Source organism: Promicromonospora citrea, from assembly GCF_013004695.1.
Classification (GTDB): domain Bacteria; phylum Actinomycetota; class Actinomycetes; order Actinomycetales; family Cellulomonadaceae; genus Promicromonospora; species Promicromonospora citrea.
Map to the genome: position 1 here is coordinate 1 of NZ_JABEMG010000006.1, position 16,324 is coordinate 16,324.

The following is a 16,324-nucleotide window of genomic DNA, read 5'->3' on the forward strand; positions in this document are numbered from 1 at the left end:
CCCGCGGCCACGCCGCGGCGGGCCTGCGCGCCGCGACGGCCGACCGGGTCGCCAAGCGGCTCGGCCTGGCCCGCTCGGCCGACGCCGACACCGTGGTCGACGCCGTCGTGACCGCGACCGACCGCCCGTCGCAGCAGGTGGCAGACCTGCTCTACGGCCCACCCCCCGCTGACGACGCCGCGCTCGCCGAGCTCGCGCGCCGACTCGACATCCTGGAGAGCGAGGTCCACCGACCGTGACCGAACCAGCCACCCCTCAGCCGACGCCGCCGACCGCCGAGCCCGCCGCCGCGCAGGCTCCCGCGACGCCCGACCGGCCCGCCGACGCACCCCCGGCGCCCTCGCAAGAGCTGCGCAGCGCGCTGGCCGCCGTGCGCACGGAGGTGGGCAAGGCCGTCGTGGGGCAGGACGCCGCCGTGACGAGCCTGCTCATCGCGCTGCTGTGCCAGGGGCACGTGCTCCTGGAGGGCGTGCCCGGCGTGGCCAAGACCCTGCTGGTCCGCACGCTGGCCGCCGCGCTCGACCTGGACACGCGGCGCGTCCAGTTCACGCCCGACCTCATGCCCGGTGACGTGACGGGCTCGCTCGTCTACGACGCCCGGACGGCCGAGTTCTCGTTCCGCGAGGGCCCGGTGTTCACCAACCTGGTGCTCGCCGACGAGATCAACCGCACGCCGCCGAAGACGCAGTCGTCGCTGCTCGAGGCCATGGAGGAGCGTCAGGTCTCGGTCGACGGCACCCCGCGGCGCCTGCCGGACCCGTTCCTCGTGATCGCCACGCAGAACCCTGTCGAGTACGAGGGCACCTACGCGCTGCCCGAGGCGCAGCTCGACCGCTTCCTGCTCAAGCTCGTGCTGCCCCTGCCCGAGCGCGACCAGGAGGTCGAGGTGCTGGCACGGCACGCCGCCGGGTTCGACCCGCGCGACCTGGCCGCGGCCGGGGTGCGGCCCGTGGCGGACGCGGCCGTGCTCGAGCGCGCCCGCGCCGAGGTGGCCCAGGTGCAGGTCTCGCGCGAGGTGCTCGGCTACGCCGTCGACGTGTGCCGGGCGACCCGCTTCTCGCCGTCCCTCTCGCTCGGCGTCTCGCCGCGCGGCGCGACCGCGCTGCTGCGCACGGCCCGCGCGTGGGCCTGGCTGTCGGGTCGTTCCTTCGTGACGCCGGACGACATCAAGGCCCTGGCCCACCCGACGCTGCGGCACCGCGTGCAGCTGCGCGCCGAGGCGGAGCTGGAGGGCGTCACCGCCGAGGGCGTGCTGGACACGGTGCTGGCTTCCGTGCCCGTGCCGCGCTGAGGCGGCCCGCATGGTCGTGACGTGGCGGGCCGCCGCCCTCATGGGGCTCGGCGTGCTGCCCGTGCTGCTGCTGCCCGCGACGGGGACCGTCCTGGTATGGGCCGCCGTCGTGGTCCTCGCGTGCCTGGCCGACGTCCTGCTCGCGGCCTCGCCGCGCCGGGTCGCGGTCCAGCGCCGCGTGCCCGCTTCCGTGCGCCTGCACGCCGAGACCACGAGCGAGCTCGTGGTGCGGAACGTGTCCGGCAGGAGGCTGCGCGCCGTCGTCCGGGACGCGTGGCCGCCGTCGGCCGGCGCCGGTCCGGGCCGGGGGAGCGGCGACCGGGCGCGCCCCGCGCCCGGCGGCCCCGGCAGGCACCGCGTGACCCTGCCCGACGGCGAGGCGGTGCGGCTGCCCACCACGCTCGTACCGACACGGCGCGGTGACCGGTCGGCGGGCGGCGTGACCGTCCGCAGCCTCGGTCCCCTCGGGCTGGCCGGCCGCCAGGTGACCCTGCCCGTCCCCGGCGTGCTCCGGGTGCTGCCGGAGTTCGCCAGCCGCAAGCACCTGCCGTCGCGGCTGGCGCGGCTGCGGGAGATGGACGGCCGCGCGGCCGTGCAGATCCGCGGCGAGGGCACCGAGTTCGACTCGCTGCGCGAGTACGTCGTGGGCGACGACGTCCGCTCGATCGACTGGCGTGCCACGGCGCGGCGCCGGGAGGTCGTGGTCCGCACGTGGCGGCCCGAGCGGGACCGCCGCGTGCTCGTCGTGCTCGACACGGGCCGCACGTCGGCGGCCCGTGTCGGCGCCGAGGACTCGACCGGCGCCCCACGCCTCGACGCCAGCATCGAGGCGGCGCTGCTGCTCGCGGCACTGGCCGGGCACGCGGGCGACCGGGTCGAGCTGGTCGCGTACGACCGCACGGTGCGCGCCCGGGTCGCGGGCGCGGCCGGGCCGCGGCTCATGCCGGCGATGGCGCAGTCGCTCGCGACGGTCGAGCCCGCGCTGCTCGAGACCGACTGGCCGGGTGTGGTCACGCAGGTGCGCACGCGCATGACACAGCGCGCGCTCGTGGTGCTGCTGACCACGCTCGACCCCGCGGCCGTGGAGAACGGCCTGCTGACCGTCGTGGACCAGCTCACGCGCGACCACACCGTCGTCGTCGCCTCCGTGGCGGACGAGGAGGTGGCGCGGCTGCGGGACGGCCGCGAGACCGTCGCGGAGGTGTACGACGCGGCGGCCGCGGCGCGCGGCGACCTCGAGCGCACGGCCGTCACGACGATGCTGCGCCGCTACGGGGCCGACGTCGTCGAGGCGCTGCCGGACGACCTGGCACCGCGGCTGGCCGACGAGTACCTCGCGCTCAAGGCCGCGGGGCGGCTGTGACGGGGGCTGTCGCCTCGCCGGTCGCCGGCCCGCGCAGCGCGCCGGCGTAGACGTCGAGCAGGCGCCGGGTCTGGGCCGACTGGAGCAGGCCCTCCGACACCGCGGCGGGTACGCGGGGCGCGGCGTCCGACCCGACGGCCCGTGCGGCGGCGTCCAGCGCACCGGCGAGCGACGCCGCGGACCGGCCCGGCGCGTGCCGTACCCAGGCGGCGTCGCCCAATTCGCGGGCGATGTCGGGGTCGCGCACCACGACCGGCACGCCCAGCGCCAGCGCCTCGTAGACCGTCATGCCCTGCGTCTCGAAGCCCTGCGAGGTCTGGACGAGCAGGTCGGCCGCCGCGATCGCGCGCAGAGCCTCGGCGTGCCCGACGGCGCCGTGCAGGCGCACCCGGTCGGTCAGTCCGAGGGCGTGCACCGTGCGGCGGGCACGCTCGAACAGCACGCCCGTGCCGTAGAGGTCGGCCTCGACGCGCGGGCCGGTCGCGGCGAGCGCGTCGAGGAGCTCGAGCGGGCGCTTCTCGGCGCTGAACCGGCTCAGCCACACGACGCGCACGGGGTCGCCGGGGTGGCGCGGGGCGCGCTGGTCCGGCAGGTCGTCGGCGCGGTCGTGCCGGCCGGCCCCGTGCCCGGCAGCGCGCAGGCCGCGCACGTCGTCGTCGTGCCCGCCGGTCGGGACGACCGCGGTGACCGGCACGCCCGCCGCCTCGAGGCGGGCGGCGAAGTGGGTGCTCGGCGCCACGACGGCCGCGGCGCCCGAGGCGAGGGCGCGCAGGTAGTCGTAGCCGGCGCCGAGCCCGGACCTGCGGGTCCGGTTGCCGGTCACCAGGCGCTGCCACGCCGCGACGGCGCGCAGGCCGATCCCGGCGACGGGCCCGGCGACGGCCCGGAAGGACGCGTCGACGTTGGTGTGCGTGGTGAGCACGACGGGCGTTCCGTGCCGCGCGGCGAACCGTTTGCCCAGCCAGGCGCCCCAGAAGTCGCCCTGGAGGTGCACGAGGTCGACGGGTCCGCGGGCGCCGAGCTCGCGGTCGACCAGGGCGTCGAGGCGCCGGCCGGGCAGCGCGGCGGTGTACTGGCCGCGCGCGACGGTGGGGCCGGGCAGCGCGACGACGCCGGGGTCCGCGACCTGGGGGTCGACCGGCGACCGCGGCGCCACGACCGTCACCGTGTGTCCCGCGCGCTCCAGGAACGTGCGCTGGAGCTGCACGGACGCCTGCGCGCCCCCCAGGGTGCGGGGGTGCTGGTCGGTGAAGAAGCAGATGTGCAGCCCGCTCACGTCAGGCTCCCCTCGAGCGCGGGGGCCGGCGCCGCGGCGGCCCGCGTGGTCGCCTCGGGGTGGTACTTGGCGAGCGTGATGACGCCCGCGACGGCGGCCGCGGTCGCGAGGCCCATCACCGACCAGAGGCCGAGCGGCGTGCCCGCGCCCTCGCCGAGCAGCGCGGCCCCGAGCAGCACGGCGACGATGGGGTCCACCACGGTGAGGCAGGCGACGACGACGGCGGGCGCCCCGGCGGCGTACGCCTGCTGGACGAGCCAGCCCCCGCCCACGGTCACCACGAGGACCACGAGGGCCGCCAGGAGGATCCCGGGGTCGAGCAGCTCGGCCTCACCGGAGGTCACGCGCAGGGAGACCGCCCGCACCAGCGCGGACACGAGGCCGAACGCGGCGGCCGCCGCGGTCGAGTAGGCGACGCACCGCAGCCAGCCCCGCGTGACGAGACCGCCGAGGGTGAGCACGAGGGTGACGGCCGCGACGACGGCGCAGGCGACCACGAGCGCCGTCGTCTCCGGCGGCGTGCTGACGGTCGTGCCCGCCGAGACGACGACGAACGCGACCACGCCGGTCACGGCGAGCGCCGCCCCGACGAGCACCCCGCGCGCGGGCCTCACCCGCATGCGGGAGGCGGTGAGCAGCACGGCGATGGGCACGGCGAGCACGCCGATCGGCTGGACGACGCGCAGGGGCGCGAGCAGGAGGGCGACGGCGTGCAGGGTGACGGCCAGCCCGCCGAGCGCGATGCCGGCCAGCCAGCGGCGCCGTCGCACCACGCCGAGCAGGCTGCGCAGGCTGAGGTGGCCGTCGTCGTGCCGGTCGGAGACGGCGTGGTGCTGGAGCGTGGCGCTGAGCGCGAAGCACACCGCGTCGACGAGGGCGAGCCCCACCGCGACGGCGGTCAGCGCCGTCACGCCACGGCTCCCGGGTGCGGGGCGGTGTCGTGGCGGTGTCGATCGGTGTGTCGATCGGGCCTCGGCGCGGTCATGCGGCCAGTGTTCCGTCCCGGCGCCCCCGAGACCATCGGGTGATCCCCCGAGTGCACCCCCAGCAGCCCCTCCTCCCGCGGGGGGATACCCCGACGACGGGTCATCACACCCCCAGGTACCGCAGCACGGCCAGCACGCGGCGGTGGTCGGCGGCGTCCTGCGGCAGGTCCAGCTTGGTGAAGATCGCGGCGACGTTCTTCTCGACGGCGCCGTAGGACAGGTGCAGCAGGTCGGCGATCGCCCCGTTGGACCGGCCCTGTGCCATGAGTCCGAGCACCTCCCGCTCGCGCGCCGAGAGCCGGTCCAGGCCGTCGTCGGTGCGGGCGGAGCCCATGAGCTGCGAGACGACCTCCGGGTCGAGCACCGTCGTGCCGCGCGCGACGCGGACCAGGGCGTCGACGAAGTCGCGCACGTCGGCCACCCGGTCCTTGAGCAGGTAGCCGACGCCGCGCGCGTCGCCGGCGAGCAGCCTGCTCGCGTACCGGGTCTCGACGTACTGCGAGAACAGGAGCACGGGCAGGGCCGGGTGCCGGGCCCGCAGGCCCAGCACCGCGCGCAGGCCCTCGTCGGTGAACGAGGGCGGCATGCGGATGTCCGCGACGACGACGTCGGGCAGCGACTCCTGGCGGGCGAGGCGGTCGACCTCGCGCTCGAGGGCGACGCCGTCCCCGACCGTCGCCACGGCGTGGCCGCGGCGGGTCAGGAGGGCGGCGAGGCCGTCGCGGAGGATCGCGGAGTCCTCCGCGAGCACGACCGTGAGCCCGTCGGCCGGCCGCGCGGGGCCGGGGGTGCCGCTCGTCGTGCCGCTCGTCATGCCGAGCCCGGTGCGGTCGTCGTCGGGAGGTGCACGGTCACCACCGTAGGGCCGCCGGCCGGGCTGGACAGGTCGAACGTGCCGTCGACGGACCGGACCCGCTCGACGATGCCGGCCAGGCCCGAGCGCAGCCCCGTGCCGTCGGGCGGCACCACGCGGGCCCCGCCGCGCCCGTCGTCGCGCACCTGGATGCGTACGCCGGCTCCGCGCTCCTGCGCCGGGCCCTCGACCCGCACGTGGACGCTGCCGGCCCGGGCGTGCTTGGCCGCGTTCGTGACGAGCTCGGCCACCGTGAAGTACGCGATCGACTCCACGGCGGGCGCCAGCCGGCCGTCTGACTCCACCGCGGGGTCGACGTCGACCACGACCGGCAGCGGTGACCGCGCGGCGAGCGTCTCGAGCGCGACGGTGAGGCCGCTGTCGAGCGCCGGCGGGTGGATGCCGCGGGCCAGCTCGCGCAGCTCCGTGAGCGCCTCCTTGGTCGACGTGTGCGCGGTGTCGAGCAGCTCGGCCGCCTCGCCGACGTCGCCGCCCTCGGCGAGGTGCTCGCGCGCCTCGCCGAGCTGCATCGCGACGGCGACCAGGCGCGCCTGCGTGCCGTCGTGCAGGTCGCGCTCGATGCGGCGCAGGCGGGCGTCGGCGTCGTCGACCGTGCCGGTGCGGGAGCGCTCGAGCTCCGCGACGCGCAGGCTGGCGCGGGTCGGGCTGAGCAGGCCCTCCGTGAGCACCTGGAACAGCAGCGTGAACATCCGCACGAGCCACGGCCAGCAGAACAGGAGCACGACACCGGCCAGCGCCAGCAGCGCGATGCGCGGCGGCGTGTCCACGAAGTAGGAGGGGCCGAACTGGGCCCCGCGGTGCAGCGCGCCGTCGGCGCCCTCCTGCTCGGGCAGGAACCGGAACCACAGGCCGTAGGTGATCGAGCCGAGGGCCGTCGCCAGCACCGTGACGCTCACGACGAAGGACAGGAGGGCCAGCGGGAACGTGACGAGCAGGAACAGCAGCGCGCGCCAGCCCGCCGCGTCGCCGAGCAGCGACCCGAGGGTGCGCCAGAAACCCCGCGGACGCACGTAGGGGGCGGGCGCGGGCACGTCGGTGTCGAGCAGCTCGCGGGCCAGGCCGCGGTACGCGCCGCCCCAGCCGCGCCCGCCGAGCACGACGGCGCCCGACACGAACAGCCCCACCACCGTCACGCCCACACCGGCCGTCAGACCCACGCCGAGCACGGCGTACGTGAAGGCGAACGGGGCGAGCAGGAGCACGAGCGTCAGGTAGGCCTGCTCGCGCCAGGTGCGGCCCGCGAACGGGGCCGTGAGGAAGCCGGGCCCGCGCCGCGGGGTGCGCCCGGCCGGGGCGGAGGTGCCGGCCGCGTGCCGGTCGACGGTCATGGAGGTCATGGTGCCAGGGTGGACCGCGGCGGGTCCGGCGCGACATGGTGCCGGCCGCCCGGAGGGGCCGGGGGTTGTCCCCCCTGTCGTGCCCCGCCGCGGGTGAACCTGGGCCTCCCGCGGGCCGCGCGGCGGCCGCGGGACCGGCTTTGCTGGACCGGCCTGGCACACTGGAGGGCATGAAGGTACGAGTTCTCGTCGTCGACGACGACACAGCCCTGGCGGAGATGATCGGCATCGTCCTCAAGGGCGAGGGCATCGAGGCCATCTTCTGCGCCGACGGCGACTCCGCGCTGGGGATGTTCCGCACCCACCAGCCGGACCTCGTGCTGCTCGACCTCATGCTGCCCGGCAAGGACGGCGTGCAGGTGTGCCGGGAGATCCGCGCCGAGTCCGGCGTGCCGATCATCATGCTCACCGCCAAGTCCGACACGCTCGACGTGGTCGTGGGCCTCGAGTCCGGGGCGGACGACTACGTCTCCAAGCCGTTCAAGCCCAAGGAGCTCGTCGCCCGCATCAAGGCGCGCCTGCGCCGCAGCGAGGACCCGGGCCCCGAGCGCCTCGTCGTCGGTGACGTCGAGATCGACGTCACCGGCCACACGGTGACCCGTGGCGGCGAGCGCATCGCCCTCACGCCGCTGGAGTTCGACCTGCTCGTCGCCCTGGCCCGCAAGCCCTGGCAGGTGTTCACGCGCGAGGTGCTGCTCGAGCGTGTCTGGGGCTACCGGCACAGCGCCGACACGCGCCTGGTCAACGTCCACGTCCAGCGCCTGCGCTCCAAGATCGAGCGGGACCCGGAGAACCCGGAGATCGTGCTCACGGTCCGCGGCGTCGGCTACAAGGCTGGCGCGACCCGCTGATGCCGTCCGGCCTGGCCGCGCGGCTGCGCCGAACGGTCGCCAGGTCCCGGGTGGCCGCGGTCCGGGCCACCCGGCGGGCCGTCGCGCAGTGGCGCTCGTCGCTGCAGCTGCGCGTCGTCGCCACGGCGCTCGCGATCGGCCTGGCCGCGATCACCGTGCTCGGCCTGTACCTGTCGACCTCGGTGCGGGACGGCATCTACGACCAGCGGCTCGCGGCGATCGACCGGGAGTCGGCCGGGCTCACCGCGCAGGTCGCCGAGAACTTCGCGACGACCTCGACGACGTCGGACGGCGAGCTGCAGACGCTCCTGTTCGACACCATCGCGACGCTGTCGGTGACCAGCGGCTCCACGGCCGACGAGTACTTCCTGCTGCAGGAGCCGGGGGGCACGTCGCAGGCGGCGGACGTCGCCTCGCGGGCCGACCTGACCGACGTCGTGATCAGCGACGAGCTGCGGGAGGCGAACCTCGCGTCCGAGGACGACCAGCTGCTCCAGGCGGTCGCCATCCCGTCGCGGAACGACCCGAACGTGGTGCAGCCGGGCGTGATCGTCGGCTCGACGGTCCGCGCGGCGCCCGACGCGACGTACGAGATCTACTACCTGTACTCGCTCGCGCCCGAGCAGGAGACCCTCGCGTTCGTGCACCGGGTGCTGCTCGCGGGCGGGTTCGGCATGCTGGCGCTCCTGGGGGTGGTCACCTGGACCATGGCCCGGCAGACGGTCACGCCGGTGACGCGCGCGGCCACCGTGGCGGAGCGCCTGGCCGAGGGGCACCTGTCCGAGCGCATGCCGGGCACCCGCGGCACCGACGAGATGGCCAGCCTCGCGCGCTCCTTCAACGAGATGGCCGAGAGCCTGCAGGACCAGATCCGCCGCATGGAGGAGCTGTCCGCGATGCAGCGCCGGTTCGTCTCCGACGTGTCGCACGAGCTGCGCACCCCGCTGACCACCATCCGCATGGCGAGCGAGATCATCCACGAGTCCCGCGGGGAGCTCGACGCGGACGCCGCGCGCTCGGCCGAGCTGCTCCTCGGGCAGATCGACCGGTTCGAGTCGCTGCTGTCCGACCTGCTGGAGATCAGCCGGTTCGACGCGGGCGCCGCGGTGCTCGACGCGGAGCGCCGCGACCTGCGCGACCTGGTCATGTCCGTCGTCGAGCAGGCGGCACCGCTCGCCGACACCAAGGGCGTCCCGGTGTCGGTGCGCCTGCCGGACGCCGACGCGGCGGCCGACTTCGACCCGCGCCGCATCGAGCGCATCCTGCGCAACCTCGTGGTGAACGCGATCGAGCACGCCGAGGGGCGCCCCGTCGAGGTCACCGTGGCCGAGGACGACCGCGCGGTGGCCGTCGTCGTGCGCGACTACGGCGTCGGCATGACGCCGCAGGAGGTGGAGCACGCGTTCGACCGGTTCTGGCGTGCGGACCCGGCCCGGGCGCGCACCACCGGCGGCTCCGGGCTCGGCCTGGCGATCGCGCTCGAGGACGCGCACCTGCACGCGGGCCGGCTCGACGCGTGGGGCAGGCCCGGGCAGGGCGCGAGCTTCCGGCTCACCCTGCCGCGCAGCGCCGGCGTCCAGGTCGGCGAGCCGCCGATCCCGCTCGCGCCGCCGTCGCACGACCCGTCCCCGCGGACCGGCCAGGTGCCGGTGGTCCACCCCACCGCAGGGCCGACGCCCACCGCGATCCCCGACCTGTCCGAGCCCGAGCACCGTGTGGAGGTGCGCTGATGCGTCGACTCGTCCGCCGGGGTGCTGCCGCTGCCCTCGCGCTGGCCGTCACGGCGACCCTGGGCGCGTGCGCGCAGATCCCGATGTCGGGTCCGGTCCGCGTCGGCAACGCCGACGTCGACCCGCCCGCCGACATCGCGATGCTGCCGCAGGGGCCCGCTGTCGGCGCCACGCCGCGGCAGATCGTGTCCGGCTTCCTCGGCGCCGCCGTCGCCGCGACCACGTCGCCCGAGGAGTTCGAGACGGCGCGCGAGTTCCTCACCGAGGAGGTCGAGAGCACCTGGGACCCGGCGTCGGCGGTGCGCGTGGTGCGCGAGACCCCGGTCGCCGAGCCCGTGGGGCAGGACGACGAGGCGAACCTCGACGAGGCCGAGGTGGTCGAGATGGTGGTGCGCGCGACGACGATCGCGACGCTGGACACCTCCGGCGCCTACTCCGAGGTCGGCAACCCGCGCGAGCTGGGCTACCGGTTCACCCTCGTGCGCGTGGGCGGCGAATGGCGCATCTCGGTGCTCGACGACGGCGTCCTCGTGCCGGCCAACCTGTTCGCCAACCAGTACCGCGCGACGCGCCTGTACTTCCCCTCCGCCACGGACACGAAGCACCTCGTGCCGGACCTGCGCTGGTTCCCGCGCCGCAGCTGGCGCAGCGCCGCCGTGCAGCAGGTGCTGGCGGGCCCGCCCGAGTGGCTGCAGGGCGCGACGCAGTCCCTCGTGCCCGAGGGCACCCAGCTCAGCTCGGCGGCGGTCCGGGAGTCCGACGGCGAGGAGGCCGTCGCGGTGCGCCTCAGCGAGCAGTTCGGCACCGTGGCCGGTCCGCAGCGCGCCGTGATCGCGGCCCAGCTCTCCGCGACGTTCTCCGAGGGCGCCGGGCGGTCCGTGCCCGTCGAGCTGTACAGCGGGACCAACCGTCTCTCGTCGGCCGCGGCCTCGGTCACCCTGCCCGCCACGACGGGGCAGGCCATCGTGGTGCAGGACGACGACTTCTACCTCGTGCGCGACAGCACGCTCGAGACCTACGAGACGACGTCGGACCTGTCCGCGGTCGCGGACCCGACCGCGTTCGCCGTGAGCCCGGCGGGCGGGCCGATCGCCGTGCGCGACGGTGACGACCAGATCGTGAGCCTCACCCCCGAGGGCCCCGTCGAGCTGTTCGAGGGACCCGACCTGGCCGCGCCGTCGGTCGACCGGTACGGCGCCACGTGGACCAGCGGGGGAGCGGGGGAGCTACGCGTCCTCGGGTCGGGCGAGGAGGTGACCCTCGATCCCGAGTGGCTCGCGGGCCGCAAGGTCATCAGCGTCGCCGTCTCGCCGGAGGGCGCCCGTGTCGTCATCGTGAGCGAGGCGCCGTCGGGCACTCACGTGCACGTGGCGGGCGTGGTGCGCGACGAGGACAAGCAGCCGGTCGACCTGTCCACCGGAGCGGTCTCCGTGGCGGCGCCGGTGACCGGCGTCGAGGCGGCCCGCTGGTCCGGCCTGACGACGCTCGCCCTGCTCACGCGGGGCGGCGACGGCGGGTCGGGCGTGTGGACGGCCGGGGTGGGCGGGCTCGCCGGGACGGGCGGCGCCACCAAGCAGCTCACGGGGCTCACCGACGTCGAGCACCTCGCGGCCGGGGTGACCGAGCAGGGCATCCTCGTCGTCACCGCCGACGGCAACCTCGAGCACGAGGAGGCCGGCGTGTGGCAGCCCCTGGCCGAGGACATCGACCTCGTGGCCTACCCGGGCTGAGGCGCTCGGCCGGGCGGGTGGCCCGCCCGGCCTGCGCCGGCAGGTGGTCGGGACCTGTCAGGTCAGGTCGGTGACGGGCGCGCCCGTGCAGGGGTTGTCGAGCTGGATCACGCCGAAGGTCCAGCCCTTGCGCTTGTAGAGCACCGACGGCCGCGACGTCTCCTTGTCGATGAACAGGTAGAAGTCGTGACCCACCATCTCCATCTCGTAGACGGCGTCGTCCAGCGTCATCGGGTCGGCGTGGTGCAGCTTCTGGCGGATCACCACCGGCGAGTCACCGATGGTCGTCTCGACGGAGTCGCCCGGCTCCGACAGCGCCGCGGGCGTCGAGATCTGCGGTTCCGCCTCGTCCGTCCCGCCGTCCTCCGTGAGGATCTCGTCGAGGGGGCGGACGTCGACGGGCGGGGTCACCTTGGTGTTGCGGCGGTTCTTGCGCCGGTCGTGGGCACGGCGCAGCCGCTCGTTGAGCTTGTCGATGGCCAGGTCGAGGGCTCCGAACCGGTCGTCCGCCGCGGCCTCCGCGCGGATCACCGGGCCCTTCGCGCGCAGCGTGAGCTCGACGCGTTCCCGGTTGTCGGACAGCCTCGGGTTGTTCTCACGCGTGATCTCCACGTCCACCCGACGCACGTACGGGGACAGCAGCTCCACCTTGGCGAGCTTCTCCTCGACGTGCTGGCGGAACCGGTCCGCCACCTCCGTGTGCCTGCCGACTACGACAATTTCCATGTGCGTCACTCCGCTCCGGGAACCTGGGCACGCCGTCCCTTGCCGGCGGCGTGGCCCGTTGCTACTCGGTCTGGCACCCCCTGCCGGTGCCGGGCACGAACCACCTCCCGTCGCTGCGACCGCCGTCGACCTCGACGGGGCCCGCGGATCTCGCCGTGGGACGTTCAGGCTAACTCCGTCGCCTGGGTAACGACAGCCCCAACTGTCAGTGAACAACCTGACAGTTCTCTGTCACACTTTCAGGTTCGGCGCCCGAGCCCCTCGCGACCTCCGGTGCCGCCTGCCGGGGCGCGCGACGCGCCCTGCCGGCCCCGTCGGGGGCCGGCGTCGCTGCCAGCACAGTTGCGCCGAGCACGGCGTGCCCGTGCCGCTCGAGCGCGCGTTCGACGGCGGCGAGCGTCGCCCCTGTCGTGAGGACGTCGTCCACGAGGACGCACGGCGCGCGGTGTCCGAGGGTTCGCCGCCCGCGTCTCGTCATACGGACGCTCCCCGTGAGGTTGCGCCCGCGGGCCCGGGCGCCCAGACCGACCTGGTCGCGCGCCCGGCCGCGCCGCGCGAGGGCGGGCACCACGCGCGCGGGCAGCCCGGCGTCCCGCAGCCCGCGGGCGACGGCGCGCGCCAGGACCGCGACGGGCTCGCGCCCCCTGGTGCGGCGCGCCGCCGCGGTGGACGGCACGGGCACGACAGCGACGACGAGGTGTCCGCGCAGGTCATCCAGGTCGTGGTCACCGAGGAGGCGGCCGATCCACCGCGCCGCCCGGCGCATCGCCGGCGCGAGCAGGCGGTCCAGGTCCGCCCGCTCGCGGTCCTTCCAGTGCACGACGACGTCGCGCACCGGGCCGGTGTACGCCGTGAGCGCCCACACCGGCACCGGCGCCACCCCATCCATCCGGTCGAGCCGCGGGGCGCCGGCCTCGACCCGCACCGGCGGGCCTGCCAGGAGCCCGGCGCAGCGCGCGCACCAGCGCACGTCCGGCTCGCCGCAGGGGCAGGCCACGGGCAGCAGCAGGCGGACGAGCTCGCGGACGGGACGCATCCCCCCAGCCTGCCGCGTCGGCGGGGGGGTCCGGCGGGTTGTCCACAGGGCGTCCCGCGGGCGTGGGCGCGCGGGAGTGTCAGTGGTCGGCGGCAGGATGGGGACGTGGAAACCGTCTCGCTGTCACTCGAACAGGCCCGGCTCACCGCCGTCGCCGCGCAGGGCCTGCACCGGCCGCGCGTCGACGGGCCGCGCACGATGCGGCACGTGCAGGGCGTGATCGACCGGCTCGGCGTGCTCCAGATCGACTCCGTCAACGTGCTGGCGCGCGCCCACCTCCTCCCGCTGTTCGCCCGGCTCGGGCCGTACGACACCGACCTGCTCGACCGGGCGACGGCGTCCGGCCGGTACGCCCGCCGCCGTGGCCGCGCCGTCGTGGCCGAGCGGCGCCTGGTCGAGAGCTGGGCGCACGTGGCCGCCTACGTGCCGCCGCGGGCCTGGCCGTTGCTGGCCTTCCGCCGCCGCTGGTTCGCGCAGGAGCACGACTGGGGCGAGCTCGACGGCGTGCGGCTGCCCGACGCGCCGCAGGTGGCCGAGGTCCGCGAGCTCGTGGCGGCGGAGGGGCCCCTGTCGGCCTCGCAGGTCCACGACCGGTTCGTGGCCGACGGGCGCTCCGTGCGGCGCAAGCGGGGCACGTGGTGGGGCTGGACCACCGAGAAGCGGGTGGTCGAGCACCTCTTCCTCACCGGCGAGGTGGTCTCGGCCGGGCGCAACGCGCAGTTCGAGCGGCTCTACGACCTGCCGGAGCGCGTGCTGCCCGCCGAGGCGCTCGGCGAGGTGCCGGAGGCCGACGCGAAGCGCGCCCTGCTCGAGCTCGGCGCCCGGTCGCACGGCGTCGCCACGGCGCGGGCGCTCAAGGACTACTACCGGCTCACGGGCGCCGTGGCCGACCAGGCCCTCGCCGACCTCGTCGAGGAGGGCGTGCTGCTGCCCGCACGCGTCGAGGGCGGCACCGAGCGATGGTTCCTGCACCGGGACGCCGCGCGGCCGCGGCGGGCGGCCGGGCAGGCGCTGCTGGCGCCCTTCGACCCGCTCGTGTGGGAGCGCCGGCGCGTCGAGCGGCTGTTCGGCATGCGGTACCGCATCGGCATCTACACGCCGGCGGCCCAGCGCGTGGACGGGTACTACGTGCTCCCGTTCCTCGAGGACAGCAGGCTCACGGCACGCGTCGACCTCAAGGCGGACCGGGCGGCCGGCGTGCTGCGCGTGCAGTCGGCGCACGCCGAGCCGGCGCTGACGGACGCGACGCCGGAACGCCTGGCGCACGAGCTGCGCACGATGGCGCGGTGGCTCGGCCTCGACGAGGTGTCCGTCGAGGCCAGAGGCGCTCTTTCACCCGCCCTGGCGTCCGCGCTGACCCTTTCCTGAAACACGCGGCACCTAAACTCGGCCCATGGTGACCGCTGCGATCTTCCTGGTGACCGCGGTCGTGGCCGGGCTCGGTGCCGTCCTGCTCCGCCTGCCCCCGCTCGTCGGGTTCCTCGTGGCGGGGTTCGTGCTGCACGCCGTGGGCATCGAGGAGCCCGGGTACCTCGAGACCGTCGCCGACCTCGGGGTGACGCTCCTGCTGTTCGGCATCGGGCTCAAGCTCGACGTCAAGACGCTGCTGCGCAAGGACGTCTGGTTCACCACCGTCGCCCACCTCGCGGTCAGCGTCGCCATCGCCGTCGGGTTCCTCGGCCTGCTCGGCGTGCTCGGCTTCTCCATGCTGGGCGGCGAGGGCCTCGGCGTCCTCGCCCTGCTCGGCCTGGCCCTGTCCTTCTCGTCGACCGTGTTCGTGGTCAAGGTGCTCGACGGGCGGTCCGACCAGTCCGCCCTCTACGGCCGGATCGCCATCGGCGTCCTCGTCATGCAGGACCTCATCGCCGTCGTCTTCCTGTCCGTCGCGTCGGACCACCCGCCGAGCCCCTGGGCGCTCGCTCTCGTCCTGCTCGTGCCGGGCGCGTGGCTGCTGCGCAAGGTCTGGTCCCGTATGGGCCACGGCGAGCTCCAGGCGCTGTTCGGCGTCGCCGTCGCGCTCGGCCCCGGCTACGCGCTCTTCGACGCCGTCGGCCTCAAGGGCGACCTCGGCGCGCTCGTGCTCGGCATGCTGCTCGCCGGCCACCCCGCCGCCACCGAGCTCTCCCGCACCCTGTTCACGGTCAAGGAGCTGCTGCTCGTCGGCTTCTTCGTGTCCATCGGGTTCTCCGGCGCGCTCACCTGGCAGGCCGGCGTCATCGGCCTCCTGCTCCTGGCCATGCTGCCCCTGCAGGGCATCGTGACGGCGGTGCTGCTGCGACTGATGCGCCTGCGCAAGCGCACCGCCATCCTCACCGGCCTCGTCCTGGCCAACTACTCGGAGTTCGGCCTCATCGTCGTCGCGGTCGGCTCCGAGGCCGCCCTGCTGCACGACGAGTGGCTCGTCGTGCTCGCGGTCGCCGTCGCGGGGAGCTTCGTGCTCTCCTCCGCGGTCAACACGCGCGGCAACGAGCTCGCGATCCGGCTCGCCGGACGCTTCCCGTCGCGGCCCAACGCGTGGCTGCACCCGGAGGAGCAGCTCATCGACGTCTCCGGCGCCGAGGCGCTCGTGCTGGGCATGGGCCGCGTCGGCCGCGGTGCCGTGCGCCAGCTCCGCGAGGACTACGGCATGGACGTCATGGGCGTCGAGCACGACCCGGCGCGCGTCGCGGCCCTGCGCCGCGAGGGCATCACCGTGGTGCAGGCCGACGCCACCGACATCGAGTTCTGGGGCCGCGTGCGCAGCGCCGGAGCCGTCCGGCTCGCCATCCTCGCCATGCCCTTCCACGCCGCCAACCTCATCGCCCTCTCCCAGCTGCGCGCCAGCGGCTTCGACGGCACGGTCGCCGCCGTCGCCCGGTACGACGACGACGTGGCCGAGCTCGAACGGCACGGCGCGGACGCCGTGTTCCACCTGTACGGCACGGCGGGCCAGGCGCTCGCGGACGAGGCGGCCGAGGCCGCGCTCGGCTACGCGGCCGCCGAGCGTCTGCGCGACGCGCAGGCCGCGCTCCGCGCGGCGGAGTCCTCGCCCGGCACTCACGAGGAGCCCGCGCGGCCGGTCACCGGCGCCTGAGCGGAGCGACGGCGGGCGGTCGGCCCGGGCGCGCCGGGAGCGCGTCTCCGG

13 protein-coding genes and 1 pseudogene are annotated in these 16,324 nt (G+C 75.6%); 8 read left to right on the top strand and 6 right to left on the bottom strand.

The features are described from left to right. The 3 genes and pseudogenes from HLB15_RS02300 to HLB15_RS02310 all read left to right on the top strand — a co-directional run. Positions 1–239 (top strand): annotated as a pseudogene (locus HLB15_RS02300) (DUF4350 domain-containing protein); the annotation flags it as partial. After that, entirely contained in the window at positions 236–1,291 is a 1,056-nt protein-coding gene (locus tag HLB15_RS02305; RefSeq protein ID WP_373291100.1) for an AAA family ATPase, read from the top strand. The pseudogene HLB15_RS02300 and the gene HLB15_RS02305, both read left to right, overlap by 4 nt. 10 nt (positions 1,292–1,301) lie before the next feature. Continuing rightward, a complete protein-coding gene (locus HLB15_RS02310) occupies positions 1,302–2,654 on the top strand; it encodes a DUF58 domain-containing protein (RefSeq protein WP_171103315.1) in 1,353 nt (450 codons plus the stop codon). Here the strand turns inward: HLB15_RS02310 and HLB15_RS02315 are convergent. The 4 genes from HLB15_RS02315 to HLB15_RS02330 all read right to left on the bottom strand — a co-directional run bounded on the left by HLB15_RS02315 (position 2,632) and on the right by HLB15_RS02330 (position 7,127). Further along, positions 2,632–3,930, bottom strand: a complete 1,299-nt coding sequence (locus tag HLB15_RS02315) for a glycosyltransferase (protein ID WP_171103317.1) — start codon at positions 3,928–3,930, stop codon at positions 2,632–2,634. The two genes, HLB15_RS02310 and HLB15_RS02315, sit on opposite strands and share 23 nt — an antisense overlap. Next, on the bottom strand, positions 3,927–4,841 hold the full coding sequence (locus HLB15_RS02320) for a hypothetical protein (protein ID WP_171103318.1): 915 nt from the start codon (positions 4,839–4,841) through the stop codon (positions 3,927–3,929). The genes HLB15_RS02315 and HLB15_RS02320 overlap by 4 nt, the downstream gene beginning before the upstream one ends. Positions 4,842–5,019: 178 nt before the next feature. Continuing rightward, positions 5,020–5,730, bottom strand: a complete 711-nt coding sequence (locus HLB15_RS02325) for a response regulator (protein ID WP_171103319.1) — start codon at positions 5,728–5,730, stop codon at positions 5,020–5,022. Next, positions 5,727–7,127 carry a sensor histidine kinase gene (locus tag HLB15_RS02330; RefSeq protein WP_229785415.1) on the bottom strand — a complete coding sequence of 467 codons (1,401 nt, stop codon included), beginning with the start codon at positions 7,125–7,127 and terminating at the stop codon, positions 5,727–5,729. The genes HLB15_RS02325 and HLB15_RS02330 overlap by 4 nt, the downstream gene beginning before the upstream one ends. Positions 7,128–7,297: 170 nt before the next feature. Between HLB15_RS02330 and mtrA the strand changes: the two genes are divergently transcribed. From mtrA to HLB15_RS02345, 3 genes are read left to right on the top strand one after another with little or no spacing between them, the layout of a single operon-like run. Then, positions 7,298–7,978, top strand: coding sequence for an MtrAB system response regulator MtrA (gene mtrA / locus HLB15_RS02335; protein ID WP_171103320.1), 681 nt, complete (start codon positions 7,298–7,300; stop codon positions 7,976–7,978). Beyond that, positions 7,978–9,708: an MtrAB system histidine kinase MtrB gene (gene mtrB, locus HLB15_RS02340; protein ID WP_171103321.1), complete on the top strand. Its 1,731-nt coding sequence runs from the start codon at positions 7,978–7,980 to the stop codon at positions 9,706–9,708. The genes mtrA and mtrB overlap by 1 nt, the downstream gene beginning before the upstream one ends. Beyond that, complete coding sequence (locus HLB15_RS02345; RefSeq protein WP_171103323.1) at positions 9,708–11,438, top strand: LpqB family beta-propeller domain-containing protein; 1,731 nt, start codon at positions 9,708–9,710, stop codon at positions 11,436–11,438. Before mtrB ends, HLB15_RS02345 begins: the two co-directional genes overlap by 1 nt. A 57-nt stretch (positions 11,439–11,495) precedes the next feature. On the opposite strand, the gene hpf is transcribed toward HLB15_RS02345, so the two are convergent. Next, positions 11,496–12,164, bottom strand: a complete 669-nt coding sequence (gene hpf / locus HLB15_RS02350; RefSeq protein WP_171103325.1) for a ribosome hibernation-promoting factor, HPF/YfiA family — start codon at positions 12,162–12,164, stop codon at positions 11,496–11,498. Positions 12,165–12,369: 205 nt separating this feature from the next. Continuing rightward, positions 12,370–13,200: a ComF family protein gene (locus HLB15_RS02355; RefSeq protein WP_189087022.1), complete on the bottom strand. Its 831-nt coding sequence runs from the start codon at positions 13,198–13,200 to the stop codon at positions 12,370–12,372. Positions 13,201–13,305: 105 nt separating this feature from the next. Here HLB15_RS02355 and HLB15_RS02360 point away from each other — a divergent pair, with 105 nt between their 5' ends. Then, complete coding sequence (locus HLB15_RS02360; protein ID WP_171103327.1) at positions 13,306–14,568, top strand: winged helix-turn-helix domain-containing protein; 1,263 nt, start codon at positions 13,306–13,308, stop codon at positions 14,566–14,568. Positions 14,569–14,593: 25 nt separating this feature from the next. Further along, positions 14,594–16,273: a cation:proton antiporter domain-containing protein gene (locus HLB15_RS02365; RefSeq protein ID WP_171103329.1), complete on the top strand. Its 1,680-nt coding sequence runs from the start codon at positions 14,594–14,596 to the stop codon at positions 16,271–16,273. Positions 16,274–16,324: the final 51 nt, after the last annotated feature.

Coding starts and splice junctions, on each gene's coding strand:
- HLB15_RS02310 (WP_171103315.1), top strand. CDS start 1,302: ATGGTCGTGACGTGGCGGGCCGCCGCCCTCATGGGGCTCGGCGTGCTG.
- HLB15_RS02325 (WP_171103319.1), bottom strand. CDS start 5,730: ATGACGAGCGGCACGACGAGCGGCACCCCCGGCCCCGCGCGGCCGGCC.
- HLB15_RS02330 (WP_229785415.1), bottom strand. CDS start 7,127: ATGACCTCCATGACCGTCGACCGGCACGCGGCCGGCACCTCCGCCCCG.
- mtrA (WP_171103320.1), top strand. CDS start 7,298: ATGAAGGTACGAGTTCTCGTCGTCGACGACGACACAGCCCTGGCGGAG.
- mtrB (WP_171103321.1), top strand. CDS start 7,978: ATGCCGTCCGGCCTGGCCGCGCGGCTGCGCCGAACGGTCGCCAGGTCC.
- HLB15_RS02345 (WP_171103323.1), top strand. CDS start 9,708: ATGCGTCGACTCGTCCGCCGGGGTGCTGCCGCTGCCCTCGCGCTGGCC.
- hpf (WP_171103325.1), bottom strand. CDS start 12,164: ATGGAAATTGTCGTAGTCGGCAGGCACACGGAGGTGGCGGACCGGTTC.
- HLB15_RS02355 (WP_189087022.1), bottom strand. CDS start 13,200: ATGCGTCCCGTCCGCGAGCTCGTCCGCCTGCTGCTGCCCGTGGCCTGC.
- HLB15_RS02365 (WP_171103329.1), top strand. CDS start 14,594: ATGGTGACCGCTGCGATCTTCCTGGTGACCGCGGTCGTGGCCGGGCTC.